This is a genomic window from Phycicoccus sp. Root101 (genome assembly GCF_001426245.1).
Lineage (GTDB): Bacteria > Actinomycetota > Actinomycetes > Actinomycetales > Dermatophilaceae > Pedococcus.
Map to the genome: position 1 here is coordinate 439,099 of NZ_LMCM01000010.1, position 23,928 is coordinate 463,026.

Here is a 23,928-nt window from a genome sequence, read left to right on the forward strand (position 1 = left end):
CAGCACCTCCGTAGTACCGTCGTGGTAGAGCCGCACCCAGATCCGGGCCGTGGCACAACAGCGTGATCGAGCAGGAGGCACGGGGCGGCCAGCCCCGCTACACACATGGATTTCAAGCGCATCCTTCGGGCCCCGTTGTTCTGGGTCGTCGCGGTCATCGCGATCACGCTGATGGTCATCTCCTTCGGCGACGCCGGTGGCTACACGCGGATCGACACGTCCGCGGCCCAGAAGCTCATCACCGAGGACAAGGTCCAGAAGGTCACGATCACGAACAACGAGATCGTCGACATCGACCTCAAGAGTGGTCAGACCTACTCCGACGGCAAGAACGTCAAGGACGCGACCAAGGTCCGCACGGAGTACGTCGAGGCGGCCGGTCCCAGCTTCGTCAAGCTCGTGGACGACAACCTGCCCCCCGGCGGCTTCAACCAGGACAACAAGGGCACCAACCCCTTCCTGGCCCTGCTCGGCTCGATCTTCCCGATCATCATCCTGCTCGGCCTGTTCTGGTTCCTCATGACCCAGATGCAGGGCGGCGGCTCCCGCGTCATGCAGTTCGGCAAGTCGAAGGCGAAGCTCGCGTCCAAGGACACCCCGAAGGTCACCTTCGCCGACGTGGCCGGTGCGGACGAGGCCGTCGAGGAGCTCCACGAGATCAAGGAGTTCCTGGCCGAGCCGTCGAAGTTCCTCGCCGTCGGCGCCAAGATCCCCAAGGGCGTCCTGCTCTACGGCCCTCCCGGTACCGGCAAGACCCTGCTCGCTCGAGCCGTCGCCGGTGAGGCCGGCGTCCCGTTCTACTCGATCTCGGGCTCGGACTTCGTCGAGATGTTCGTCGGTGTCGGTGCCTCCCGCGTCCGCGACTTGTTCGAGCAGGCCAAGGCGAACGCCCCGGCCATCGTGTTCGTCGACGAGATCGACGCCGTCGGTCGCCACCGTGGCGCAGGCCTCGGCGGCGGGCACGACGAGCGCGAGCAGACGCTCAACCAGCTCCTCGTCGAGATGGACGGCTTCGACGTCAAGACCAACGTCATCCTCATCGCCGCGACCAACCGCCCCGACATCCTCGACCCCGCGCTGCTGCGCCCGGGCCGGTTCGACCGCCAGATCGCGGTCGAGGCACCCGACATGATCGGTCGCCACCGCATCCTCGAGGTCCACTCGCAGGGCAAGCCGATGGCGACCGGCGTCGACCTCCTCGCCGTCGCCCGCCGCACCCCCGGCTTCACCGGTGCCGACCTCGCGAACGTGCTCAACGAGGCCGCCCTGCTCACCGCGCGCAGCGACGGCAAGCTCATCGACGACGCCGCCCTCGACGAGGCCATCGACCGCGTCATCGCGGGCCCGCAGAAGCGCACCCGGATCATGTCCGCCAAGGAGCGCAAGATCACGGCCTACCACGAGGGTGGCCACGCCCTGGTCGCCGCGGCGATGAACCACCTCGACCCGGTGACCAAGGTGACGATCCTGCCCCGCGGTCGGGCCCTCGGCTACACGATGGTCATGCCGACCGACGACAAGTACTCCACGACCCGCAACGAGATCCTCGACCAGCTGTCGTACGCCATGGGTGGCCGCGTCGCCGAGGAGGTCGTCTTCCACGACCCCACGACCGGCGCGTCCAACGACATCGAGAAGGCCACCGGCATGGCCCGCAAGATGGTCACCGAGTACGGCATGAGCGAGCGCATCGGCGCGATCAAGCTGGGCCAGAGCCAGGGCGAGGTCTTCCTCGGCCGCGACATGGGACACCAGCGCGACTACTCCGAGGAGATCGCGAGCATCGTCGACACCGAGGTGCGCAAGCTCATCGACGCGGCGCACGACGAGGCGTGGCACGTCATCAACGACAACCGCGACATCCTCGACCGTCTCGTGCTCGACCTGCTCGAGCACGAGACGCTCAACGCCAAGGAGCTCGCGGCGATCTTCGAGCCGATCCGCAAGCGCCCGCAGCGCCCGACCTGGCTGTCGAGCGAGACGCGCTTCCTGTCCGACCAGCCGCCGGTGCTCACCCCCGCCGAGATGGCCGCACAGAACGGCAGCGCGCACGCGCTGCAGGCCGCCGGCACCGACCGTCGCACGGCCGAGGCGATCGACAAGGCGGCGGAGGCCGGTGCGGTCAAGGCACCCGAGGAGCACCCGCCGACGCAGACCATCGAGCTCCCCGAGGGTGGCCAGGTCAACCCGAATGACCACTGAGGGGCGCTCGAGCGTGGACCAGCCCCGGGCCGAAGCAGCCGTCCGCGAGCTGCTGCTCGCGATCGGTGAGGACCCTGACCGGGACGGTCTGAAGGAGACCCCGGCACGTGTGGCCCGGGCCTACGGCGAGTTCTTCGCCGGACTCGGGCTCGAAGCCGGGGAGGTGCTGTCGAAGACCTTCGAGATCGACCACGAAGAGATGATCCTCGTGCGCGACATCGAGGTCTACAGCATGTGCGAGCACCACCTGGTGCCGTTCCACGGGGTCGCCCACGTCGGCTACATCCCGGCCAAGGACGGTCGGGTCACCGGGCTGTCGAAGCTGGCCCGGCTGGTCGAGATGTTCGCCCGTCGCCCCCAGGTGCAGGAGCGCCTGACCACGCAGGTGGCCGATGCGCTCGTCGAGCACGTCGGGGCGCAGGGGGTCATCGTGGTCGTCGAGTGCGAGCACCTCTGCATGTCGATGCGCGGCATCCGCAAGCCGGGGTCGCGGACGATCACGTCCGCCGTGCGCGGGCAGCTGCGCGACCCGGCGACCCGCGCCGAGGCGATGGCCCTCCTCCTCGGGGGCAAGCGGTGACCGGACGCGAACCCTCGCGCTCCACGCTCTCGACCCTCTCCACCAAGATCCCGTCGAGGCTGCCGGCGGTCCTGACCGGCCGCACGGTCCCGCGGATCCTGGGCAACCTCACCTACCTCGTCGGGGTGATCGACCTCGCGACGGGGTTGCGGCACGCGTGGCGCCACCGGCTCCAGGACCTCACCGAGGTCCTCCCCGGCGCCCTGTCGGACGCCGCGGCTGCCGCGACCGTCGTCTCGGGCATCTTCCTGCTCGTCCTCGGGCACTCGCTCAAGCGGCGCAAGCGTCGGGCCTGGCGTGCCGCGGTCGTGCTGCTGGCCCTGTCGATCGCGCTGCACGGCCTCAAGACCGAGCCCGTCGCCGCCCTGGTGGCCGTCGTCGGGCTGGTCCTGCTCTGGGTCCACCGCGACGAGTTCGAGGCCCTCGGCGACCCCGGCACGAGGTGGCGCGCCGTGCGCGCGTTCGGTGTGCTCCTGAGCATCTCCGTGGTCGCGGGGACGCTGGTCCTGTGGCTCAACCGGCACGAGCTCGCCGGCGGGTTCCCCGGCCTCGGCGAGCTCGCCCGCGAGCTGCTGTACGGCTTCGTCGGCGCCGACGGCCCGGTGCACTTCCTGCGTGACCGCACGGCCGACGTGGTGGGCGCGCTGCTGCTCGGACTCGGGCTGATGACCATGCTCACGCCCGTCTACCTCGCCCTGCGGCCGCCCGAGCCGCGCCCCGAGCTCACGGACGACGACGAGGCACGCCTGCGTGTCCTCATGGCTCGCCACGGTGACTCGCTGGCCTACTTCAACACCCGGCGCGACAAGAGCGTGGTGTGGTCCGAGTCCGGCAAGGCGGCCATCGCCTACCGGGTCGTGTCGGGCGTGATGCTCGCGAGCGGTGACCCGGTCGGCGACCCCGAGGCCTGGCCGGGAGCCATCGCCGCGTTCGTCGCCAAGGCCCGCGACCACGCGTGGACGCCGGCGGTGCTCGGCTGCTCGGAGCGGGCCGGCACCACCTGGGTGCGTGAGACCGGCATGTCCGCGATCGAGCTCGGTGACGAGGCGGTCGTGGACACGACGACGTTCAGCCTCGAGGGTCGGCCGATGCGCAACGTGCGCCAGATGGTCGGCCGGATCGCCCGGGCCGGGTACTCCGTCGAGATCACCCGCGTGCGCGACATCCAGCCCGGCCTGCGCGAGTTGGCCATGGCCGACGCCGCGGCCTGGCGCTCCACCGACACCGAGCGCGGGTTCTCCATGGCCCTCGGGCGGTTGCTCGACGAGTCCGACCCCGACTGCGTGTTCGTGGCGGCGCGGCAGGACGGGGTCGTCCGGGCGTTCCTGCAGTTCGTGCCCTGGGGTTCCGACGGCATGTCCCTCGACGTGATGCGGCGTGACAGCTCCGCCGAGGGTGGCGTCAACGAGCTGATGATCGTCGAGGCGCTCAAGGCGGCTCCCGGCCTCGGGGTGCACCGGGTCTCCCTCAACTTCGCCGCCTTCCGCTCGGCGCTGGAGCGCGGTGAGAAGCTCGGTGCGGGTCCGGTCCTTCGGGCCTGGCGCTCGCTGCTGCTGTTCGCGTCGCGCTGGCTGCAGATCGAGAGCCTCTACCGCTTCAACGCCAAGTTCCAGCCGGACTGGCAACCGCGGTTCCTCCTGTATCCCGCCGGGTCGGACCTCCCGCGCGTGGGCCTCGCGGCGCTCGAGGCCGAGGCCTTCCTCACCTGGCCGAAGCTCGGCCGGATCGGTGGGCGGCTGTGAGCCCCTCCTGGCCGCTCCGTCGGGCGGACGGGCTCCCGGTGGTCATGGGCGTCGTCAACGTCACGCCGGACTCGTTCAGCGACGGTGGTGAGTGGTTCGAGCCGTCCGCGGCGATCGCCCACGGTCGCGAGCTGCTCGCCCAGGGGGCCGACGTCCTCGACGTGGGCGGCGAGTCGACCCGCCCCGGGGCGCAGCGGCCCTCGGTCGAGGAGGAGCTGCGCCGGGTGCTGCCGGTGATCGAGGCCCTCGCCGGCGAGGGCGCCGTGCTGTCGGTCGACACGATGCGGGCGGCGGTGGCCGCCCAGGCACTGCGAGCCGGAGCGGCCATCGTCAACGACGTCAGCGGCGGCCTGGCCGACGAGGAGATGGCCGCGGTCGTCGCGCAGTCGGGTGCCCCGTTCGTCGTCATGCACTGGCGTGGCCACAGCGCCGCCATGCAGTCGCGCGCGGTCTACGACGACGTCGTCGCGGACGTCTGTGCCGAGCTGACGGCCCGGGCGCGGGACCTGACGGCGGCCGGGATCGAGGCCGACCACCTCGTGCTCGACCCGGGGTTCGGGTTCGCCAAGCTCGCCCACCACAACTGGACCCTCCTGCGGCACCTCGACCGCGTCGTCGACCTCGGCCACCCCGTCCTCGTCGGCACCTCCCGCAAGACCTTCCTCGGACGCGTCGGCGTGCCCGACGGCGAACCCCCGCGGCCGCCGGCGCAGCGGGACGCGGCGACGGCGGCCACCTCGGTCCACGCCGCGCGGCTCGGGGCCTGGGGAGTCCGTGTCCACCACGTGCCCTCGACCCTGGACGCCCTGCTCGCGACCGCGGCCATCGACCACGCCCCCGACACGGGCAACGACCACGCCCCCGGCGCGGGCATCCCGACCGCTGCCACCAGCACCACCGACGGAGGGTGACACCATGCCCGACCAGATCGTCCTGAAGGGCATCTCCGCCCACGGGCACCACGGCGTCCTCGACTTCGAGAAGCGCGACGGCCAGACCTTCGTCGTGGACGTCACCATGCAGGTCGACCTCGGCCCGGCCGGCTCGAGCGACGACCTGGCCGACACGGTCAACTACGCCGAGGTCGCCGGTGACGTCGTCGCCCTGATCCAGGGCGAGCCGCTCGACCTCATCGAGGCGCTCGCGGCCCGGATCGCCGACAAGGTGCTCACGCGCCCCCTCGTCGAGGCCGTCGAGGTCGTCGTGCACAAGCCGCAGGCACCCGTGGGCCACCCGTTCACCGACGTGCAGGTGCGCGTCTCGCGGGAGCGGCAGGCGCTCGTGGTCATCGCGCTGGGCTCCAACGTCGGCAGCTCGGTCGAGACCCTGCACGACGCGACCGTGGAGCTCTACGGCCTCATCGACATCACCGAGGTCTCGCCCGTGGTGGAGACCGACCCGGTCGGCGGACCCGACCAGCCGGTCTACCTCAACGCCGTCGTGACCGGCACGACCCACCTCGCGCCCTCGTCGCTGCTCGCCGGGCTGCACGAGATCGAGCTGTCGCACGGCCGCACGCGCGAGGTCCGCTGGGGTCCGCGCACCCTCGACCTCGACCTCGTCCAGTACGGCGACCCGGTCTTCGACACCGACGTCGTCATGGACACCACGAGCCTGACCCTGCCCCACCCGCGAGCCCACGAACGTGCGTTCGTCCTCGTCCCGTGGCTGCAGATCGAGCCGGAAGCCGTTCTGCGAGTCGACGGTTCGGTCCGCCGCGTCGCTGACCTCGTCGCGGGACTCGACACGTCGGGCGTGCGTCCCGGCCCGGACGTGGACCTGCTGGAGGGGCCGTGGTGAACGAGGGCCTCGGCCTGCGCTGGCCCCAGCTCGTCGCCACGGCCGTCGTCGTCGGCGCCGTGTCGTGGATCGGGTGGCGCATCTACCTCGGCACCGGGGCCCTCCTCGGACCGGCGTCGTGGATCTCCTCGGTGCTGCTCGTCGTCATGGCCGTGCTCGTCATCGGTGCCGGTCTCCCGGTGCGCCGGTTCCTGCGCGGCGAGGCGACCAAGCCGCTCAGCCCGATCCGTGCCGCCCGCACCCTGGTCCTCGCGCAGGCCGCCGCCCTCACGGGGTCCGGCGTGGTCGGCTGGTATGCCGCGCAGGTGGCCCACGCGCTCGCCGAGATCTCCCTGCCCGGCTACCGCGAGCTGCTCTGGCGCCTCGTGGCGCTCTGTCTGTCGGCAGCCGTGCTGGCGGTCGCCGGCATGGTGACCCAGCGGATGTGCCGCGTGGACCCGCCCGACCGCGGCGAGGACGACGCCTGAGCGGCTACTTGTCGACGTCGCCGACGACGAAGAACATCGAGCCCAGAATCGCCACCATGTCGGCGATGAGGTTGCCGGGGAGGACCTCGGCCAGCACGGCGACGTTGTTGAAGGATGCCGACCGCAGCTTGAGCCGCCACGGCGTCTTCTCGCCACGGGACACGAGGTAGTAGCCGTTGAAGCCGAGCGGGTTCTCGGTCGCGGTGTAGAGGTCGCCCTCGGGGACCTTGAGCACCTTGGGCAGCTTGACGTTGACCGGGCCGCGCGGCAGCGAGCCGAGCCGGTCGAGACAGGCCTCGGCGAGATCGAGGCTGACGTGGACCTGTTCCAGCAGCACCTCGAGGCGGGCCAGGCAGTCGCCGGCCGACCTCGTCACGACGCGTCCGGGGCCGCCGTCGGCGAACAGCTCGGCGTACGCCAGGTACGGCTCGTCACGGCGCAGGTCCATGTCGACCCCTGACGCGCGCGCGATCGGGCCCGAGACGCCATACGCGGCAATGGTCTCCGGCGTGAGCACCCCCACGCCCTTCGTGCGGGCCTCGAGGATCTCGTTGCCGACGATGAGCGACTCGAGGTCGGGCACCCGTGCGCGGACCGCAGCGACCGCGTGCGCGACGCGGCCGAGCCACCCGGCGGGCAGGTCCTCCTTGAGGCCGCCGACGCGGTTGAACATGTAGTGCATCCGGCCGCCCGACGCCTCCTCCATCACGGCCTGGAGCTCCTCGCGCTCACGGAACGCGTAGAAGATCGGCGTGATCGCCCCGAGCTCGAGGGGGTAGGAGCCGAGGAACATCAGGTGGTTGAGCACCCGGTTCAGCTCGGCCAGCAGGGTGCGCGCCCACACGGCCCGCTCCGGCACCTCCATGCCGAGCATCCGCTCGACCCCGAGCACCACGCCGAGCTCGGAGGAGAACGCCGAGAGCCAGTCGTGCCGGTTCGCCAGCACCACGATCTGGCGGTAGTCACGCACCTCGAACAGCTTCTCGGCCCCGCGGTGCATGTAGCCGACGATGGGTTCGGCCGAGACGATCCGCTCGCCGTCGACCACGATCCGCAGCCGCAGCACCCCGTGCGTGGCCGGGTGCTGGGGCCCGATGTTGAGGACCATGTCGGCGGACGCGAGGCCGCCTGCGCCGAGGCCGACGGTGAGCTCGCGGCCTCCCGTGGTGGTCATGCCGGTCAGTCTGCCGTATGCCGCGGTGCGGGCCCGGCGCAAGGGCGGCTCAGCCCGGGCAGCCGGCGATGTTGTCGGCGGTGGTCAGCCGGCCGCGGTCGTCGAGGCCGACGACGACGGTGTCCTCCCGGTCGCCGAGGCCGGCGAGCTCCTGGATCGTCGCCGACCGGGTCTGCAGCGGCTGGTCGGCCGCGACGCAGTGGTGGTAGAGGATCCGGGCGTTCGCGGCGAGCGGGATCGTGAACGTGATCGTGTCGTTCTGGTTCGTGTAGGGGGGCTTGCCCTTGAACCACCGCTCGGGCACGCCGCTCCGGGCGAGCTTCGCGTCGTCCAGCTTCTTCCACGTGTAGCGGTCGAGCTCGATCACCGTCGCGCCGGCGACCTTGGCCACCTTGGTGATGCGCCCGTAGTCGAAGGCGCGGCCCTGCACGTCGCTGGTCGGCGCCGCAGGTCGGGAGGGGCTGCTCGAGCTCGACGAGGAACCGCTGGCGGTCACGGTCGGGGTGACCGTGACGGTCACCGGGCTTCCGGGCGTGCCGCCGCCGCAGCCCGACAGGGCAAGGGCGGCAAGGGCGGTGGCGCAGGCCGCGTGGCGGGCGTTCGGGCGCAGGGGGAGTCGCTGGTGCTTCATGGGGACAGGGGGGTCCTTTCGACGGTCAGCAACGAACCAGTGTGCCCGCGTGGGCAGCACCTGACAAAACCCATGGCCCTGCGGCAGGCTGCTCAGGTGCCCCCCGAGAGCCCCGCCACCGCGTCCCGGACCGCCCCTGACGGCGTCGACGCCTCCGACCTGCTCGACCTCACCGATCCGGCGGTCGTCGCCGACCCGTACCCCCACCTGGCGGCTCTGCGCGCCGCCTCGCCGCTGGCCTGGCACAGCGGCATGGGCGTCTGGCTCGCGACCGGTCACGCCGAGGCGGGCGCGGTGCTGCGGGACCGTCGGCTCGGGCGCGTCTTCGGCCCGCGGACACCCGACGCCGACTGGGACACGTTCAACTGGCTGCACGCCGACTCCATCCTCGACAGCGAACCCCCCAAGCACACCCGGCTGCGCCGCCTGGTCGCCGGCGCGTTCGGGCGCGGCCACGTGCAGCGCCTCGCCCCGCGGATCGAGGAGCTGGCTGCCGGGCTGCTCGCGGACCTGCCCGACGGCGGGTTCGACGTGCTCGAGGGGTATGCCGAGCCGTTGCCAGTCCTCGTCATCGCCGAGCTGCTCGGGGTGCCGGAGTCCGAGCGCGAGCACCTGCGCCCGTGGAGCCAGGCCATCGTCAAGATGTACGAGGTCGACCGGACCCCCGAGCACGAGGCGCAGGCGAGGGCGGCGAGCGCCGAGTTCGCGGCATACGTGGAGGACCTCGCGGCCCACCGGGCGAAGGCGCCGGGGGAGGACCTCCTGAGCGACCTCGTCCAGGCCCGTGACGGGAGCGACCGGTTGTCGGCCCACGAGCTCGTCGCGACGGCTGTCCTGCTGCTGAACGCCGGTCACGAGGCGAGCGTCAACGGGTTCGGCAACGGCCTGCACTCGTGGCTGACGGCGCCGGACCGCCCGCAGGTCGACGTCACCGACGATGCGGCCCGCGCGCGACTGGTGGAGGAGTTCCTGCGCCACGACAGCCCGTTGCACCTGTTCGAGCGCACCGCCAAGGAGCCGGCCGACGTCGGCGGGGTCCACCTCGAGCCCGGTGACAAGGTGGCTGCGCTGCTGGGTGCGGCGAACCGCGATCCCCAGGTCTTCGCCGACCCCGACCGGTTCGACCCGACCCGCGACCCGAACCCGCACCTGGCCTTCGGCGCCGGCATCCACTTCTGCATCGGGGCGCCGCTGGCGCGGCTGGAGCTGGAGATCTCGTTGCGGACGCTGCTCGCACGGTTCCCCGACCTGGAGGTGGTCGACGTCGAGCGCCGGCCGACGTTCGTGCTGCGCGGGTTCGAGCGGTTGGTGGTCAGCCCACGCGCTTGACGGCCCACAGGAAGTCGCCGAAGCCCCCGGGGGCGGTGAGGGCCGCGGACGCCGTCGAGCGCTCGAGGGCGCTCAGGTAGGCCTGCGGGTCCTCGGCGGCGAGGGCGAAGGGCGGGTTGGCTCCGTCGACGCCGAGCCCCCGCAGGGCGGTGCGCTGGTCGAGCAGCTCGTCGTGGTCGAGGGTGTCCATCGCGACGTGGGCGGTGAGGTCGCAGGTCCCGTCCGGGACCGGGTCCACCGCCCGCCCCTGCCGGTATGCCGCGAGCGTGCCCTGCAGCGGCCGTGACCCGCCGCGGTGCCCGTAGTCCACCGCCACCGCCAGGCCGCTGTGGATGCGGTCGAGCAGGGCGGTCCACGCCTCGTCACGGCTGAGCCCCACCTCGACGCGGTCGCCGGGTGCCTCGGTGGGCCAGTGGGCCGTGGCCCAGGCCAGCTCGGCGCCGTCGAGGGGTTGCCCGAGCGTCTCGGTCCCGGTGCCGGGTTCGACCTCCAGGGTGCGGAGCACTCCCTCGGCGTCGACCTCGCCGACGGTGCACGGGACGACGTCGAGCCACTCGTGGGCGAGGACGAGGGCGCCGGAGAGCTGGTGCAGGGCGGCGGGGAGGTCACGCCCACCGGGGGAGCTGACCCACTCGACCGGTGCCGACAGCGAGGCGGGTCGCTCGACCACGTCGACGCCGGTGAGGCGCAGGGTGGGGTCCGCGACGTGGAGCTGCTCCAGCAGCTCGCCACGCCCGGCGCCGACGTCGACCACGTGGGTCAGACCCTGCTCACGGGCGAGGAGGGCCAGGGCCCCTGCGAGGACGGCGCCGGCCGTGCCGTGGGTGGCCGTCGTGAAGTGACCGCGCGGCCCCCGCTCGTCACGGTAGAACCCCCGCGGTCCGTACAGCGCGTCCTGCCACGCGTCGCGCCACTGCACCCCTGCCATTCGGCACACGCTATCGAGGTCGGGGCGAGCCGCGGGTCCGTCAGAAGGACGGTCTGTCACCCGTCCCGTCCGGCTCCGCCGAGGGCCTTCACCCGTGGGGACCCCACGAACCGTCCACCCTGCCACCGCCCCACCACCACCCGGTCGCGCGGGCGCCGCATGGGGTGGGGCTCGGCGGGGGTAGCGTGCTCGCGTGAGTTCGGCCGACGAGCGTCCAGCACGGCTGGCCGTCGGCGTGGTCGGGACCGGCCGCGTCGGCGCCGTCCTCGGTGCTGCGCTGCGCCGGGCCGGGCACAGGGTCGTGGCGGCCTCGGGCGTGAGCGAGGCCTCCCGCAACCGCGCGCAGGAGCTGCTCCCCGGCATACCGGTCCTCCCGGTGGAGGACGTGGTGGCGCGGGCCGAGCTCGTCCTGATCGCGGTGCCCGACGACGCGCTGGCCGACCTCGTGGCCGGGCTGGCGAGCACCCGCACCTGGCAGGCGGGTCAGCTCGTCGTGCACACGTCGGGGCGGCACGGGCTCGAGGTGTTCGAGCCCGCGCTCGGCCAGCACGTCCTCGGGCTGGCGCTGCACCCCGCGATGACGTTCACGGGCACCGCCCTCGACCTCGACCGGCTGGTGGACTGCTGCTTCGGGGTGACCGCCCCCGAACCCCTGCGAGCCGTCGCCGAGGCCCTCGTCCTCGAGATCGGGTCCGAACCCGTCTGGGTCGAGCAGGAGATGCGTCCGCTCTACCACGCAGCCCTGGCGCACGGCGCGAACCACCTCGTCACCCTCATCGCCCAGTCCCTGCAGGCGCTCGCTGCGGCCGGCGTGGAGACGCCCTCGAGGGTCCTCGGGCCCCTCGTCGCGGCGGCCCTCGACAACTCACTGCGCGCGGGTGACGCTGCCCTCACCGGACCGGTCGCGCGCGGCGATGCCGGTACCGTTGCCGAGCACCTGCGACAGCTGCAGGGGCTCACCCCCGACATCCGGCCGACGTACGTGGCGCTGGCGCGGGCCACGGCGGAGCGGGCCCTGGCCAGCGGACGGTTGCGACCGCAGGCCGCCGAGCCACTGCTGGACATCCTCGCGAGCGATCAGGAGCAATGAGTGAGTGACCCCCGTCCCGTCGGCGCCGTCGACGGCCCCGTCGTCGCCCGCACCCGCGCGGAGCTGCGGACCGCCCGCGCGCGCCTCACCGGTGGCGACGTCGCCGTCGTGATGACCATGGGAGCCCTGCACGAGGGGCACGCGACGCTCATCGAGACGGCCCGCCGCAAGGCCGCCCACGTCGTCGTCACGATCTTCCTCAACCCGCTGCAGTTCGGGCCGCGCGAGGACCTGTCCCGCTACCCGCGCACCTTCGACTCCGACATGGAGATCTGCCGCAAGGCCGGCGTCGACGTGGTCTTCGCCCCGACCCCGGACGTGATCTACCAGGACGGCGACCCGGGCGTCCGCATCTCCGCCGGTCCGCTCGGCAACGTCCTCGAGGGCCAGGCCCGACCCGGTCACTTCGACGGGATGCTCACGGTCGTCGCGAAGCTGTTCCACCTCACCGGTGCCGACAGCGCCTACTTCGGCCAGAAGGACGCCCAGCAGCTCCTCCTCATCCGCCGTATGGTGCGCGACCTCGACTTCCCGGTCGACGTGGTCTCCGTGCCGACCGTCCGCGAGTCCGACGGCCTGGCGATGAGCAGCCGCAACACCTACCTCACCGACTCCGACCGCGAGGTCGCGCTGTGCCTGTCCCGGGCCCTGGAGGCCGGGGCTGCCGCCGCGGCCGAGGGCCCGTCGGCGATCCGGCGAGCAGCCCGGTCGGTGCTCGTGCGCGAACCCCTGGCCCTCGTGGACTACCTCGTCCTCGTCCACCCCTACACGCTCGAGGACGTGCCCGAGTGGTACCGCGGTGAGGCGCTGCTCGCGGTCGCCGGACGCGTCGGCACGACCCGGCTGATCGACAACCTGCCGGTGCTCGTGGGACCCGGTGGGCGGGCCCTCGAGGTGTTCTCCGACGTCGACACCGCGACGCCCGCCGTCCCTGCGACGCCGTCCGTGACGGGTCGCCCGGATGGCGACTGAGCTGACGGTCCCGCGCTGGCTCGTGGCGGGGGAGCCCGGCTGGACCGCCTCGGCCGACGTCGTCGTCGTCGGCTCGGGCATCGCCGGCCTCACCACGGCCCTGCGGCTGCGCCAGCGGGTCGACCGCGTGCTGCTCGTGACCAAGACGGTGCTGAACGAGGGGTCGACCCAGTGGGCCCAGGGCGGCATCGCCGCGGCCCTCGACCCCGCCGACTCCCCGGAGGAGCACCTGCACGACACCCTCGTCGCGGGCTGCGGCGTCTGCGACGTCCGGGCCGTGACCGCCCTCGTCAACGAGGGACCTGAGCGGGTGCGAGAGCTCGTGGCGCTCGGCGCCGAGTTCGACCTCGACGACGAGGGCGAGCTCAAGCTGACCCGCGAGGGCGGCCACCACCGCGACCGCATCGCCCACGCCGGCGGCGACGCCACCGGCAAGGAGATCTCCCGGGCCCTCATCGCGGCCCTGCACGCGGTGCAGGACGACCCGGGCATCGAGGTCATCGAGCACGCCCTCGTGGTCGACCTCCTCCAGGACGCGCGGGACCGAGTCTGCGGAGTCACCCTGCACGTCATCGGCGAGGGCCAGATGGACGGCGTCGGGGCAGCCCTGGCGCGCGCGGTCGTCCTCGCGACCGGCGGCCTCGGGCAGGTCTACTCCGCCACGACCAACCCCTCCGTCGCCACGGGCGACGGGCTGGGAGCGGCCCTGCGCGCCGGAGCCGTCCTGGCGGACGTCGAGTTCGTGCAGTTCCACCCGACCGTGCTCTGGCTCGGCGAGGGGTCCAGCGGTCAGCAGCCGCTGATCTCCGAGGCGGTGCGCGGAGAGGGTGCGTTCCTCGTGGACCGGGACGGCGTGCGGTTCATGCAGGGTCGGCACCCGCTGGCCGACCTCGCACCACGCGACGTCGTCTCGCGCGCGATCGTCGACCGGATGCACCAGACCGGTGACAACCACGTCTTCCTCGACGCCCGCCACCTCGGTCGTGAGTTCCTCGAGGCGCGGTTCCCGTCGATCGTGGCCCGCTGTCGCGAGCTCGGGTTCGATCCCGTGACCGACCTCCTCCCGGTGGCTCCCGCCCAGCACTACGCCAGTGGCGGCGTGCGCACCGACCTCGTCGGACGCACCTCCCTCGACGGCCTCTACGCCTGTGGCGAGGTCTCCTGCACCGGTGTCCACGGCGCCAACCGGCTCGCCTCCAACTCGCTGCTCGAGGGCCTGGTCTTCGCCCACCGCATCGCCGACGACATCAGCGCCCGGCTCGCCGAGGGCCAGCTGCCGCAGGTGGACCCGGTCCGCCCGACCGCCGACACGGCACTGCTCGACGCCTCGGCCCGGGTGCAGGTCCAGGCCACCATGACGACGGGGTCCGGCGCGGTCCGTTCGGCTGACTCGCTGGCCGCTGCGGCCGCCGCGCTCGTGGAGCTCGCCGCCGCCGCGACCTCGGGCGAACCCGGCCCGCTGTCGTGGGAGACGACCAACCTCCTGCACGTCGGACAGGTGCTGACCCTCGCAGCGGCCCTGCGCGAGGAGACCCGCGGGGGCCACGTCCGCTCGGACTTCCCCGAGCAGGTCGACCCGTCGTGGCGCGGTCACACCCAGCTCGTCCGTGGCGTCGACGGTGCCGTCACGACGACGTTCGTCCCCGTCCCCGAACAGGACCTGGCATGACCGACCTGCAGTTCCCGCAGACCGACGCCCTCGAGGTGGTCCGCGTCGCGCTCGACGAGGACCTCGGCGGCCCCGACGGGGTCGACGTCACCACGTCGGCGACGATCCCCCCGGACCAGGTGAGCACCGCCCACGTGGTGGCGCGCGCGGCGGGGGTGCTCGGCGGCATACCGGTCGTCCCGCTGGTCTTCGACGAGGTCGCGCGACGCCTCGGGGCCGCGCCGGTCCACGTCGAGGTCCTGCGCGCCGACGGTGACCGGCTCGTCCGCGGCGACGTCGTCGCGACGGTCGAGGGCTCCACGCAGGTCGTCCTCGTCGGCGAACGCACCATGCTCAACATCGTCTGCCGGCTGTCCGGCATCGCCACGCACACGCGCCAGTGGGCCCAGGAGCTCGAGGGCACCGGGGCGACCGTCCTCGACACCCGCAAGACCACGCCCGGGCTGCGCGCGCTCGAGAAGTACGCCGTGCGAGCCGGCGGCGGCACCAACAAGCGGATGGGCCTGCACGACGTGGCCATGATCAAGGACAACCACAAGCTGGCGGCCGGTTCCCTCGCCAGGGCGTATGCCGCGGTGCGGGCCCGCTACCCCGACGTGCCGGTCCAGGTGGAGGTCACCACCACGGCCGAGGCGCTCGAGTCGGTGGGGGTCGGGGCGCGGTTCCTGCTGTGCGACAACATGTCCGTCGACCTGCTGCACGAGACGGTCGAGGCGGTGCGCGCGACCGGCGAGGACGTAGAGCTCGAGGCGACCGGCGGCCTGACGCTCGACGTGGCGCGCGAGTACGCCCTGACCGGGGTCGACTACCTCAGCGTCGGTGGGCTCACCCACTCCTCGCCGATCCTCGACCTCGCCCTCGACCTCGTCTGACCCAGGCCGTCGTCGTCGCCGGTCCCGCCCGGCGGTGCCCCGTTACCCGTGCCGCGTTGCCCGTGCCCCGTTGCCCGCGCGAAGCGGGTGTCGTTCGGTGAACCGGCACTTATTTCCCATGGTTTCCCCGAAGGACACCCGCTTTGCGGGGAAGCGGGGCGGACGCCGGGCGGGGTGCAGGGACCGGGTATGGCGCTGGGTACCCTTTGCTGGTGAGTGAAACCCCCAGCGCCACCACCGCCAACCCCACCGACGCCGCCGCTCCCGAGGCCGACCTGCCCGAGCAGATGCAGGTCCGTCGGGACAAGCGCGACCGGCTGCTGGCGCAGGGCAAGCAGGCCTTCCCGGTCACGGTGCCGCGGACCCACTCGCTCGGCGAGGTGCGCGACCAGTGGGGCCACCTCGAGACCGGTGAGGAGACCCAGGACGTCGTCGGGGTCGCCGGCCGGGTGATCTTCGTCCGCAACACCGGCAAGCTGGCGTTCGCCACCCTCCAGGAAGGGATCGGGACTCGTCTGCAGGTCATGCTCAGCCTCGCCGAGGTCGGCGAGGAGGCGCTCGCGGAGTGGAAGTCGACCGTCGACCTCGGTGACCACGTGTTCGTCGAGGGGCGCGTCATCAGCAGCCGCCGCGGCGAGCTGTCGGTCATGGCGACCAGCTGGGAGATGGCGTCCAAGGCGCTGCGCCCGCTGCCGGTGCTGCACAAGGACCTGTCCGAGGAGGCGCGGGTGCGTCAGCGGTACGCCGACCTCATCGTGCGGCAGGAGGCTCGCGACATGGTCCGCACCAAGGCGCAGGTGCTCTCCTCGATCCGCCACGTGCTGGAGGGCCAGGGGTACCTCGAGGTCGAGACGCCGATCATCCAGCTCGTCCACGGCGGCGCCGCTGCCCGTCCGTTCAAGACCCACATGAACGCGTTCGACCAGGAGATGACCCTGCGGATCGCGTTGGAGCTCAACCTGAAGAAGGCCGTCGTCGGCGGGGTGGACCGCGTCTACGAGATGGGCCGCATCTTCCGCAACGAGGGCGTCGACGCCACGCACAGCCCCGAGTTCACGATGCTCGAGGCCTACCAGGCGTACGGCGACCAGACGACGATCGCGGCGCTGATGCGCGACATCTTCGTCGGGGTCGCCGACTCCCTGGGCTCCCGGCAGGTCGAGACCGCGGCCGGCACCATCGACCTCGACGGTGAGTGGCGCTGGCTGCCCGTCTACCAGGGAGTGTCCGAGGCGGTCGGCGAGACCGTCACCCTCGACACCGACGTGGAGACCCTGCGCGGGTATGCCGCGAAGCACGACGTCGCGATCGACCCGGCCTGGGACAAGGACAAGGTGTTCCTCGAGCTGCTCGGCGAGCTGGTCGAGCCCGGCCTGCTGCAGCCCACGTTCCTGTGCGACTACCCGGCGGTGGCGCAGCCGCTGGCGCGCCCGCACCGCAGCGAGCCCGGGCTGATCGAGGCCTGGGACCTCATCATCGGTGGCGTCGAGCGCGGCACCGGGTTCTCCGAGCTCGTCGACCCCGTCGTGCAGCGCGAGGTGCTCACGGCCCAGTCCATCAAGGCGGCCGGTGGCGACCCGGAGGCGATGCAGCTCGACGAGGACTTCCTGCGTGCCCTCGAGTACGGCGCCCCGCCCATGGGTGGCCTCGGGTTCGGTGTCGACCGGCTGGTCATGCTCTTCACCGACGCGAACATCCGCGAGACCATTCTCTTTCCCCACCTGAAGCCCGAGGTCTCCCGATGAACATCTGGCCCTACGTCGCGGCCCTCATTCCGTCCGCAGGGGTCGGATTCCTCTTCTACCTCGTCATCAAGAACATGATCGAGGGGGACAGAAAGGAACGTCTCGCGCATTCCCAGTGGGAGAAGGCGCACGCGGAGAATGCCGACAATTCAGCTCCCGCGACAGATGTCGACAATTCTCGCTGAGGGTCGTCTTTTGCCTTGAGCGGGAATAGCGAATACTTTCAGGTGCAAACCCCTGCACCGAACCCCGAGAGGAATTCGCCATGGCACAACGCGTCAACATCGTTCTCGAGGACGACCTCGACGGAAGCCCCGCCGACGAGACGGTGACCTTCGCCCTCGACGGCGTCACGTACGAGATCGACCTCACCGCCGCGAACGCCACCGCCCTGCGCGAAGCGCTCGCCCCCTACGTCGGGCACGGCCGTCGCTCCGCGGGCCGTCGCACGACCAGCCCCCGCACCGCAGCCCGTCCCGCTGGTGCCAAGCGCGACCTCGGGGACGTTCGCGAATGGGCCCGCAAGAATGGCCACAAGGTCAGCGAGCGCGGGCGCATCTCAGCCGAGGTCCAGGCCGCCTACGACAAGGCGCACTGAATCCTGGTCCAGTGACCGGGCCGTTTGCGTGGTCCTTTTCCAGCGGGTGGCATTTCCGGGGTCGGCCCGGAAATTCCACCCGCTGGCCTCGTGACCTGCAGCGATGCCGTGGATGAATCCCTGAGCGCCCTCGTGCGCGTCGTCCAGCCGCACCTGTTGTGGCAGGTCGTCGCGGCCGACGACAATTCCCCCGACCTTCCCCTCGTGTGGTCGCACCTGGCCTCGGCGGGACCGGGTGATCCCACGGCGCGGTGGCGGGCGGCGTTCTCCGCGGCGACCGAGCGCTACTACCGCAGCCCTCCGCCGCCCGCGATGCCGGCCGCCTTCGTCCTCCAGTGGTGCCTCGAGCTGCCGGCCGCGCTCACGGCCACGGCCGCCCTGTTCGGCCCGTGGTCCCTGGACCCCCGCACCATCGGGCTGAGCTTCGCTGTCGAGCCGTCGGCGGCCTACCCGACGACCCTCCAGGTCCGCTCCGCCGGTGCGCTCGTCGCGGACCCGGGGCAGCGGCTCGAGTCCGCCAGGGCCGCCTACCTCGATGCGGGGCGTGAGCTCGCCGCGAACTTCCGCCCGGGGGTCAACCTCGGCCGCCACCAGCGCCTCGCCATGGTCGAGGACCTCTGGGAGATGTCCGTGGCGAGGGTGCGTCGCCGGCCTCCGGTGGAGCGCGACTCGTGCTGCTACCTGTATGCCGTGCCCGGCACCCACGAGTGCGCCGGCTGCCCGAGGCTCCGCCGCCGCTGACCGGGCCGTCCTGCGCGTGGCGCGGTTCTTGGGAAATGCCCGCTGGCCGGTTCCCGTCCGCGCGGCGGCCACGGCCCCTAGCATCGACCCATGCGTGAGGTCAGGGGTGAGGAGCCCGCCGAGGTGAGCCCGCTGTCGCCTGCCGGTCAGGTACGGCAGTGGGGCGACCTGGCCCACGGCTTGACGTCCAACGACCAGGGCCGTCGCCGGGGGCTGCGGATGCTCGCGGGCCTGGCGGTGGTGGTGCTCGTCCTGGGCGCGCTGGTGCTCGCCCTCGCCTGACCCCCGGCGAGACCGGTCAAGCTCGTCGGCCGTCAGAGGAGGTCGGCCACGAGGTCGCCGTCGGCATCGAGCCGGTCGAGGACCTCGTCGAACATCAGCTGCTCGAGCTTCTTCCCGGCCGCCCCGGCCTCGACCTCGTCCCACGTGCGAGGCGCCGCGACGGTGGGGGTCTCCTTGCCTCGCAACGAGTACGGGCAGATCGTCGTCTTGGCGGCGACGTTCTGGCTCCAGTCGAGGAAGATCTTCCCGGGGCGCAGCGACTTGGTCATCTTCCAGACGACCAGGTCGGGGTGCTTCTTCGTCAGCTCCTGGGCGAGCTGCTGGGCGAGGTCGCGGGTCTGGTCGGACGAGAGGTCGCCCGGCAGGCCGGCATACAGCTGCATCCCCTTGCTCCCGCTGGTGACGGGGAACAGCTCCAGGCCGAGCTCGGAGAGCCGGTCGCGCACCATCACGGCGACCTGCGCGCACTCGCGCAGGCCGGCACCCGTGCCCGGGTCGAGGTCGATGACCAGCCGGTCGGGGTGCAGGCGGTTCCCGTCCTCGTCGATCCTCCACTGCGGCACGTGCAGCTCGATGGAGTTGAGGTTGACCAGGTAGGTGAGCTGGGCCAGGTCCTCGACGAGGGGATAGGTCACGTCGTCGATCCGCACCCGGGGCAGCCACGAGGGAGCGCCCGACGGGAGGTTCTTCTCGAAGAAGCTCTGGTCGCCGGTGCCGTGCGGCCAGCGCACGCGGGTCAGCGGCCGTGACGCGAGGTGGGGAAGCAGGACGTCGGCGACCTGCGCGTAGTAGTTGAGCACCTCGCCCTTGGTCGTCTCGGTGGAGGGGAACAGCAGCTTGTCGAGGCTGGTCAGCTTGAGCTTGCGGCCCTCCACGACGACGGAGGTCGACTCAGACATCACCGGCCTCCTCGTCGGCCCCGGCAACCTCGGAGAGCAGGTCCTCCGGGGTCAGGTCGGTCCGGACCCCGAGGTAGGCCGGCTGTCGCAGCCGACCGTCCCTGGTCACCTCCAGCGTCCGGGCCTCGACGACGACCCGCGGCTCGACCCAGAACGCGCCGTCGGCATCGATCCGGGGCACCTGCGTGACGAACGGCGACGTCTCGCGCGCCAGCGGCGCCAGCACCTCGGCCAGCTGGCGCTGGGCCCTGCCGGCGATCCCCGAACCCATCCGCCCGGCATACCTCCATCCCTGGGGGGAGGGCACGCCCAGCAGGACCGCGCCGAGGCGGTCGGTCGTGCCGACCTCCGGGCGCCACCCGCCGACCACGGCCGAGACGGTGAGCTTGTGGGGTGACTTGAGCCAGTCGGTGGACCGCCGACCCGGCAGGTATGGCGCGGAGAGCCGCTTGCTCACGACCCCCTCGAGCCCCTGCTCCAGGGTCGCGGAGAACAGCTCCTCGCCGTCGTCGTAGACGGGCGGCACCTGCCAGTGCCGGCCGGCGAGGTCGAGCCGCTCCAGCAGGTCTCGGCGGTCCGACAGCGGCTGCGAGGTGAGGTCCGAGCCGTACAGGCGCAAGAGGTCGAACACCATGAGGGTCACCGGCCGCACCGCGGCCAGGCGTTCGGCCTTGCGCCGGTCACGCACGTGCATGCGCTCGGCGAGGGCGCCGAACGACGGGCGGCCGCCGTCGAGGGCCACCACCTCCCCGTCGAGGAGCATGTCGTCGTACGCCTCGGCGAGCGGGGCGAGCTCGGGGTAGCTGGCCGTGACGTCGTTGCCGGTGCGCGACGTCAGGGTGAGGTGACCGTCCCGGATGTCGGCGAGCACCCGCATGCCGTCCCACTTGACCTCGTGGACCCAGCCGTCGCCGTGGGGGATCGCGGTGGCCGGGCTGGCCAGCATGGGGCGCATGGGGCCATCCTGACGCATAGGCTTTGCCGTGGAAGGCAACCGGGGACAAGGAGCGTGTGGCATGCGAGCGATCTGGAAGGGCGCCGTGTCGTTCGGCCTGGTCAACGTGCCGATCCGGCTGTACTCGGCGACGGAGAACCACGACGTGCAGTTCCGCCAGGTGCACCGCGAGGACGGCGGTCGCATCAAGTACCAGCGGATCTGCAGCATCGACGGCGAGATCGTGTCCTATGACGACATCGCCAAGGGGTACGAGACCGAGGACGGCGACATGGTCGTGCTCACCGACGAGGACTTCAAGGACCTGCCGTCCAAGAGCTCCAAGGAGATCGCGGTCGAGAAGTTCGTGCCCGCCGACCAGATCGACCCGATGCTCCTGGACAAGTGCTACTACCTCGAGCCGGACAAGGCCTCGACCAAGCCGTACGTCCTGCTGCGCGACGCCCTGGAGAAGGAGAACCGCATGGCGGTCGTCTCCGTCTCCATCCGCACGCGGATGACGATGGCGGTGCTGCGCGTGCGCGACGGCGTGATCGTCATGCAGACCATGCTGTGGCCCGACGAGATCCGCAAGCCGGACTTCGCCCACCTGGACGACGACGGGAAGGCGACCAAGCAGGAGCTGGCCATGGCCGACCTGCTCATCGAGCAGCTCGCCGGCGACTACGTGCCCGACGACTACGAGGACGACTACGCCACTGCCCTGCAGTCGCTGGTCAAGGCGAAGGTCGAGGGTGGCGAGGTCCAGGTCGCCGAGGAGTCCAAGGACGAGTCGGGGGAGGTCGTCGACCTGCTGGCCGCGCTCAAGCGCTCGGTCGACAAGGCCAAGGCGGCGCGCGGCGAGTCGACGTCCGACGACGCGCCCGCGACGAAGAAGGCGGCGTCGAAGTCCACCGCGGCGAAGTCCACGACGAAGAAGGCCGCCGCCAAGAAGACCGCGAAGAAGGCCAGCTGACGTGCCCACCTCCACCACGGCAGAGATGCCCACGCAGGACGACTGCGACATCGTCAAGGACTGCGAGCTGGCCCTGCTGCGTGGGGCGGTGCGGGGTGACCGGACCTCGGCGACCTTGTTGCTGCACAGGGACTTCCACGAGTTCGGTGCCTCGGGCGCTGTGTGGGACCGCGATTCGGTCCTCGACATGATGGAGGCCGAGGCAGCCGAGGGCCCGGTGGACATCAAGGCCGTCGACCTCGTGACCACCGGGCTCGGCCCGGGCGTCGTCCTCGTCACCTACGACTCGGTCACCCCGACCCGTCGCGCCCACCGCAGCTCGGTCTGGCTGCGGGAGGCCGGCCGGTGGCAGGTGCGCCACCACCAGGGCACCGTCGTCGCCGACTGACGACGGCGCCCCGGCGGGCTAGGCGTTCTCCTTGCGGAAGGTGGACGTCCCCCACGCCACTGCCAGCACGAAGAGGACTGCTGCCCACACGGTGCCCCAGATCATCGGCGACGAGGCGAAGTCGCCGGAGAAGGCCGTGCGGACCGCGTCGACGACCCACCGGAACGGCATCCAAGCCGAGATGTCGAGCAGCCACTTCGGGCCGATCGTCATCGGCAGGAGGATGCCGGACAGCAGCAGGACGGGCATCATCACCATGTTGATGACGGGGGCCATGACGTCCTCACTCTTGGTCGTCAGCGCCAGGGCGTTGGAGGCGGCGGCGCAGGCGCCACCGACCAGCAGGGTGAGCAGGATGCCGAAGACGATCCCGCCGGCGGACCCGCGCATCCCCATGGCGTAGCCGAGCGCCACGAGGATCAGGGCCTGCACGAAGAGCTGGAGGATGTCGCGGATGAGGCGCCCGACCAGCAGGGCCGTCCGGCTCGCCGGGGTGACCCGCTCGGCTTCGATGACCCCTTCGCGCCACTCGCCGATGAGGCTGAAGCCGGCGAAGAAGGCCCCGAAGATGCCCAGCTGCACGAGCATCCCGGGCACGAAGAACGTGTAGGCGTTCGTCGCGCCGAACTGCTTGATGAGCGGCTTGAGCAGCGGCCCGAAGAGCAGCAGGTAGAGGATCGGCTGGAGGAGCCCGATGATCACCCACGCAGGGTTGCGCAGGTTCATCCGCAGCTGTCGCCGGAACACGATGTAGGACTCGCGCCAGAACCGCATGTCAGTTCTCCTTCGTCGTGGCGCCGGGTGCTCCGGCGGGACTGGTGTCGGCGGCGTCGCGCAGCGACCGTCCGGTCAGGGTGAGGAACACGTCGTCCAGGGTCGGGCGGTGCACCTCGATGGACTCCAGCGAGATGTCGGCGTCGTGCAGGTCGCGCAGCAGGCCGGGGACGGCCTTGCCGGCGCGCTGGACCCGTCCGCGGACGTGGTTGCCCTCGATCTCGACGCCCTGCAGCCCGTGCCGGGGTGCCTCGGCGATGGAGTCGAGGCGTTGGGCCGCCGCGGTGACCAGTTCGGCGTCGGAGACCTCGAGGTCGACCAGGTCACCGGCCACCTGGGCCTTGAGGTTGTCGGAGGTGTCGGCCGCCACGATCCTGCCGTGGTCGATGATGATGATCCGGTCGCTCAGGGCGTCGGCCTCGTCGAGGTAGTGCGTGGTGAGGAACACCGTGGCCCCTCGGCGGCGACGCAGGTCGGCGATGTGCTCCCAGAGGTTGGCCCGCGCCTGCGGGTCCAGGCCCGTGGTGGGCTCGTCGAGGAAGACGAGCGTGGGCTCGTGGATCAGGCCCATGACGATGTCGAGCCGCCGTCGCTGGCCACCGGACATGTTCTTGGGCATCCGGGTCCACAGGCCGTCGAGGTCGAGCTGGGTGAACAGCTCCTTGCCCCGCCGCTCGGCCTCGGCGCCCTTCATCCCGTAGAGCATCCCGTGGTCGACGACCTCGTCGCCCGCGCGTGCGCCGCTGAAGGCGCCGCCTGCCTGCGAGACGTAGCCGATGCTGCGCCGCACCTGCTCGGAGTCCTTGACCACGTCGTACCCCGCGACCGTCGCCGTGCCCTCGGTCGGCCGCAGCAGCGTGGTCAGCATGCGCAGCGTCGTGGTCTTGCCGGCGCCGTTCGGACCGAGGAAGCCGACGACCTCCCCCTCCGCGACGTCGAGGTCGACGCCGTCGACGGCGCGCACCTCGGTCTTCTTCTTGCCCTCCCGTGTCTGGAAGGTCTGCACGAGCCCCCGTGCGTGGATCATCTGCCGCCCCCTTGATCTGTCGGCCGCGTGGGTCGGTGGTCCCGCGCGACCTGACCAGTGTTCAACATTGAATAGTGCCCGTCAACAGCGCTGCCCGCCCGGATCGCA

25 protein-coding genes are annotated in these 23,928 nt (G+C 71.7%); 18 read left to right on the plus strand and 7 right to left on the minus strand.

All coding sequences use genetic code 11. The features are described 5' to 3' along the window. Positions 1-105: 105 nt before the first annotated feature. The 6 genes from ftsH to ASC58_RS19020 are packed head-to-tail and all read left to right on the plus strand — an operon-like array spanning position 106 to position 6,791. Positions 106-2,202 carry an ATP-dependent zinc metalloprotease FtsH gene (gene ftsH, locus ASC58_RS18995; RefSeq protein ID WP_056915666.1) on the plus strand — a complete coding sequence of 699 codons (2,097 nt, stop codon included), beginning with the start codon at positions 106-108 and terminating at the stop codon, positions 2,200-2,202. Further along, positions 2,192-2,782, plus strand: a complete 591-nt coding sequence (folE, locus tag ASC58_RS19000; RefSeq protein ID WP_056915665.1) for a GTP cyclohydrolase I FolE — start codon at positions 2,192-2,194, stop codon at positions 2,780-2,782. The genes ftsH and folE overlap by 11 nt, the downstream gene beginning before the upstream one ends. Continuing rightward, positions 2,779-4,524: a phosphatidylglycerol lysyltransferase domain-containing protein gene (locus tag ASC58_RS19005; protein WP_056915664.1), complete on the plus strand. Its 1,746-nt coding sequence runs from the start codon at positions 2,779-2,781 to the stop codon at positions 4,522-4,524. The genes folE and ASC58_RS19005 overlap by 4 nt, the downstream gene beginning before the upstream one ends. A gap of 44 nt (positions 4,525-4,568) precedes the next feature. Continuing rightward, entirely contained in the window at positions 4,569-5,435 is an 867-nt protein-coding gene (gene folP, locus ASC58_RS19010) for a dihydropteroate synthase (RefSeq protein ID WP_056920455.1), read from the plus strand. 4 nt (positions 5,436-5,439) lie between these two features. Then, a complete protein-coding gene (folK, locus tag ASC58_RS19015) occupies positions 5,440-6,324 on the plus strand; it encodes a 2-amino-4-hydroxy-6-hydroxymethyldihydropteridine diphosphokinase (RefSeq protein ID WP_056920376.1) in 885 nt (294 codons plus the stop codon). Continuing rightward, the gene (locus ASC58_RS19020) at positions 6,321-6,791 is read left to right on the plus strand and encodes a DUF3180 domain-containing protein (protein ID WP_162246880.1); all 471 of its coding nucleotides are present in this window, start codon (positions 6,321-6,323) and stop codon (positions 6,789-6,791) included. Before folK ends, ASC58_RS19020 begins: the two co-directional genes overlap by 4 nt. Positions 6,792-6,795: 4 nt before the next feature. On the opposite strand, the gene ASC58_RS19025 is transcribed toward ASC58_RS19020, so the two are convergent. Together ASC58_RS19025 and ASC58_RS19030 are read right to left on the minus strand one after the other, a co-directional pair. Continuing rightward, complete coding sequence (locus tag ASC58_RS19025; RefSeq protein WP_056915662.1) at positions 6,796-7,965, minus strand: NADH-quinone oxidoreductase subunit D; 1,170 nt, start codon at positions 7,963-7,965, stop codon at positions 6,796-6,798. Positions 7,966-8,014: 49 nt separating this feature from the next. Beyond that, positions 8,015-8,596 carry a hypothetical protein gene (locus ASC58_RS19030; RefSeq protein ID WP_056920377.1) on the minus strand — a complete coding sequence of 194 codons (582 nt, stop codon included), beginning with the start codon at positions 8,594-8,596 and terminating at the stop codon, positions 8,015-8,017. A gap of 96 nt (positions 8,597-8,692) precedes the next feature. Between ASC58_RS19030 and ASC58_RS19035 the strand changes: the two genes are divergently transcribed. Beyond that, positions 8,693-9,925 (plus strand): cytochrome P450, encoded by a 1,233-nt coding sequence (locus tag ASC58_RS19035; RefSeq protein ID WP_235529323.1) that lies wholly within the window; start codon positions 8,693-8,695, stop codon positions 9,923-9,925. On the opposite strand, the gene ASC58_RS19040 is transcribed toward ASC58_RS19035, so the two are convergent. Next, positions 9,909-10,853, minus strand: coding sequence for an SAM-dependent methyltransferase (locus tag ASC58_RS19040; RefSeq protein WP_056920378.1), 945 nt, complete (start codon positions 10,851-10,853; stop codon positions 9,909-9,911). The genes ASC58_RS19035 and ASC58_RS19040 overlap by 17 nt on opposite strands. A gap of 193 nt (positions 10,854-11,046) precedes the next feature. Between ASC58_RS19040 and ASC58_RS19045 the strand changes: the two genes are divergently transcribed. The 9 genes from ASC58_RS19045 (at position 11,047) to ASC58_RS19085 (ending at position 18,822) form a co-directional block, all read left to right on the plus strand. Next, positions 11,047-11,943 carry a Rossmann-like and DUF2520 domain-containing protein gene (locus ASC58_RS19045; RefSeq protein WP_056920379.1) on the plus strand — a complete coding sequence of 299 codons (897 nt, stop codon included), beginning with the start codon at positions 11,047-11,049 and terminating at the stop codon, positions 11,941-11,943. Beyond that, entirely contained in the window at positions 11,944-12,915 is a 972-nt protein-coding gene (gene panC / locus ASC58_RS19050) for a pantoate--beta-alanine ligase (protein WP_056915658.1), read from the plus strand. Then, complete coding sequence (locus ASC58_RS19055; RefSeq protein ID WP_056920380.1) at positions 12,905-14,584, plus strand: L-aspartate oxidase; 1,680 nt, start codon at positions 12,905-12,907, stop codon at positions 14,582-14,584. The genes panC and ASC58_RS19055 overlap by 11 nt, the downstream gene beginning before the upstream one ends. After that, positions 14,581-15,456, plus strand: a complete 876-nt coding sequence (gene nadC / locus ASC58_RS19060) for a carboxylating nicotinate-nucleotide diphosphorylase (RefSeq protein WP_056920381.1) — start codon at positions 14,581-14,583, stop codon at positions 15,454-15,456. The genes ASC58_RS19055 and nadC overlap by 4 nt, the downstream gene beginning before the upstream one ends. Before the next feature lie 212 nt (positions 15,457-15,668). After that, a complete protein-coding gene (gene lysS, locus ASC58_RS19065) occupies positions 15,669-17,201 on the plus strand; it encodes a lysine--tRNA ligase (RefSeq protein ID WP_056915655.1) in 1,533 nt (510 codons plus the stop codon). Further along, on the plus strand, positions 17,198-17,386 hold the full coding sequence (locus ASC58_RS19070) for a hypothetical protein (protein ID WP_056915654.1): 189 nt from the start codon (positions 17,198-17,200) through the stop codon (positions 17,384-17,386). The genes lysS and ASC58_RS19070 overlap by 4 nt, the downstream gene beginning before the upstream one ends. 80 nt (positions 17,387-17,466) lie before the next feature. Beyond that, positions 17,467-17,799: an Lsr2 family protein gene (locus ASC58_RS19075; RefSeq protein WP_056915653.1), complete on the plus strand. Its 333-nt coding sequence runs from the start codon at positions 17,467-17,469 to the stop codon at positions 17,797-17,799. A gap of 108 nt (positions 17,800-17,907) precedes the next feature. After that, complete coding sequence (locus ASC58_RS19080) at positions 17,908-18,540, plus strand: hypothetical protein (protein WP_157581412.1); 633 nt, start codon at positions 17,908-17,910, stop codon at positions 18,538-18,540. A 90-nt stretch (positions 18,541-18,630) separates the two neighbouring features. Beyond that, positions 18,631-18,822: a hypothetical protein gene (locus tag ASC58_RS19085; protein ID WP_056920382.1), complete on the plus strand. Its 192-nt coding sequence runs from the start codon at positions 18,631-18,633 to the stop codon at positions 18,820-18,822. 32 nt (positions 18,823-18,854) lie between these two features. Here the strand turns inward: ASC58_RS19085 and ligD (ASC58_RS19090) are convergent, their stop codons facing one another. Then, positions 18,855-19,721, minus strand: coding sequence for a non-homologous end-joining DNA ligase (gene ligD, locus ASC58_RS19090; RefSeq protein ID WP_056915651.1), 867 nt, complete (start codon positions 19,719-19,721; stop codon positions 18,855-18,857). After that, positions 19,714-20,676 carry a non-homologous end-joining DNA ligase gene (ligD, locus tag ASC58_RS19095; RefSeq protein ID WP_056920383.1) on the minus strand — a complete coding sequence of 321 codons (963 nt, stop codon included), beginning with the start codon at positions 20,674-20,676 and terminating at the stop codon, positions 19,714-19,716. The genes ligD (ASC58_RS19090) and ligD (ASC58_RS19095) overlap by 8 nt, the downstream gene beginning before the upstream one ends. A gap of 61 nt (positions 20,677-20,737) precedes the next feature. Here ligD (ASC58_RS19095) and ASC58_RS19100 point away from each other — a divergent pair, with 61 nt between their 5' ends. Next, a complete protein-coding gene (locus ASC58_RS19100) occupies positions 20,738-21,631 on the plus strand; it encodes a Ku protein (RefSeq protein WP_056920384.1) in 894 nt (297 codons plus the stop codon). Between the two features lies 1 nt (position 21,632). Further along, on the plus strand, positions 21,633-22,019 hold the full coding sequence (locus ASC58_RS19105) for a DUF4440 domain-containing protein (RefSeq protein ID WP_056920385.1): 387 nt from the start codon (positions 21,633-21,635) through the stop codon (positions 22,017-22,019). Between the two features lie 18 nt (positions 22,020-22,037). Here ASC58_RS19105 and ASC58_RS19110 read toward each other — a convergent pair whose 3' ends face one another. Together ASC58_RS19110 and ASC58_RS19115 are read right to left on the minus strand one after the other, a co-directional pair. After that, complete coding sequence (locus ASC58_RS19110) at positions 22,038-22,793, minus strand: ABC transporter permease (RefSeq protein WP_056915647.1); 756 nt, start codon at positions 22,791-22,793, stop codon at positions 22,038-22,040. A gap of 1 nt (position 22,794) precedes the next feature. Further along, the gene (locus tag ASC58_RS19115; protein WP_056920386.1) at positions 22,795-23,820 is read right to left on the minus strand and encodes an ATP-binding cassette domain-containing protein; all 1,026 of its coding nucleotides are present in this window, start codon (positions 23,818-23,820) and stop codon (positions 22,795-22,797) included. Positions 23,821-23,928 lie beyond the last annotated feature (108 nt).

Bases quoted from the DNA above. Each gene is read 5' to 3' on its own strand.
- ASC58_RS19070 (WP_056915654.1), top strand. From the start codon at position 17,198: ATGAACATCTGGCCCTACGTCGCGGCCCTCATTCCGTCCGCAGGGGTC.
- ligD (WP_056915651.1), bottom strand. From the start codon at position 19,721: ATGTCTGAGTCGACCTCCGTCGTCGTGGAGGGCCGCAAGCTCAAGCTG.
- ASC58_RS19100 (WP_056920384.1), top strand. From the start codon at position 20,738: ATGCGAGCGATCTGGAAGGGCGCCGTGTCGTTCGGCCTGGTCAACGTG.
- ASC58_RS19115 (WP_056920386.1), bottom strand. From the start codon at position 23,820: ATGATCCACGCACGGGGGCTCGTGCAGACCTTCCAGACACGGGAGGGC.
- folE (WP_056915665.1), top strand. From the start codon at position 2,192: ATGACCACTGAGGGGCGCTCGAGCGTGGACCAGCCCCGGGCCGAAGCA.
- ASC58_RS19075 (WP_056915653.1), top strand. From the start codon at position 17,467: ATGGCACAACGCGTCAACATCGTTCTCGAGGACGACCTCGACGGAAGC.
- nadC (WP_056920381.1), top strand. From the start codon at position 14,581: ATGACCGACCTGCAGTTCCCGCAGACCGACGCCCTCGAGGTGGTCCGC.
- ftsH (WP_056915666.1), top strand. From the start codon at position 106: ATGGATTTCAAGCGCATCCTTCGGGCCCCGTTGTTCTGGGTCGTCGCG.
- ligD (WP_056920383.1), bottom strand. From the start codon at position 20,676: ATGCGCCCCATGCTGGCCAGCCCGGCCACCGCGATCCCCCACGGCGAC.
- folP (WP_056920455.1), top strand. From the start codon at position 4,569: ATGGGCGTCGTCAACGTCACGCCGGACTCGTTCAGCGACGGTGGTGAG.
- ASC58_RS19040 (WP_056920378.1), bottom strand. From the start codon at position 10,853: ATGGCAGGGGTGCAGTGGCGCGACGCGTGGCAGGACGCGCTGTACGGA.
- ASC58_RS19055 (WP_056920380.1), top strand. From the start codon at position 12,905: ATGGCGACTGAGCTGACGGTCCCGCGCTGGCTCGTGGCGGGGGAGCCC.
- ASC58_RS19030 (WP_056920377.1), bottom strand. From the start codon at position 8,596: ATGAAGCACCAGCGACTCCCCCTGCGCCCGAACGCCCGCCACGCGGCC.
- ASC58_RS19110 (WP_056915647.1), bottom strand. From the start codon at position 22,793: ATGCGGTTCTGGCGCGAGTCCTACATCGTGTTCCGGCGACAGCTGCGG.
- folK (WP_056920376.1), top strand. From the start codon at position 5,440: ATGCCCGACCAGATCGTCCTGAAGGGCATCTCCGCCCACGGGCACCAC.
- ASC58_RS19085 (WP_056920382.1), top strand. From the start codon at position 18,631: ATGCGTGAGGTCAGGGGTGAGGAGCCCGCCGAGGTGAGCCCGCTGTCG.
- ASC58_RS19025 (WP_056915662.1), bottom strand. From the start codon at position 7,965: ATGACCACCACGGGAGGCCGCGAGCTCACCGTCGGCCTCGGCGCAGGC.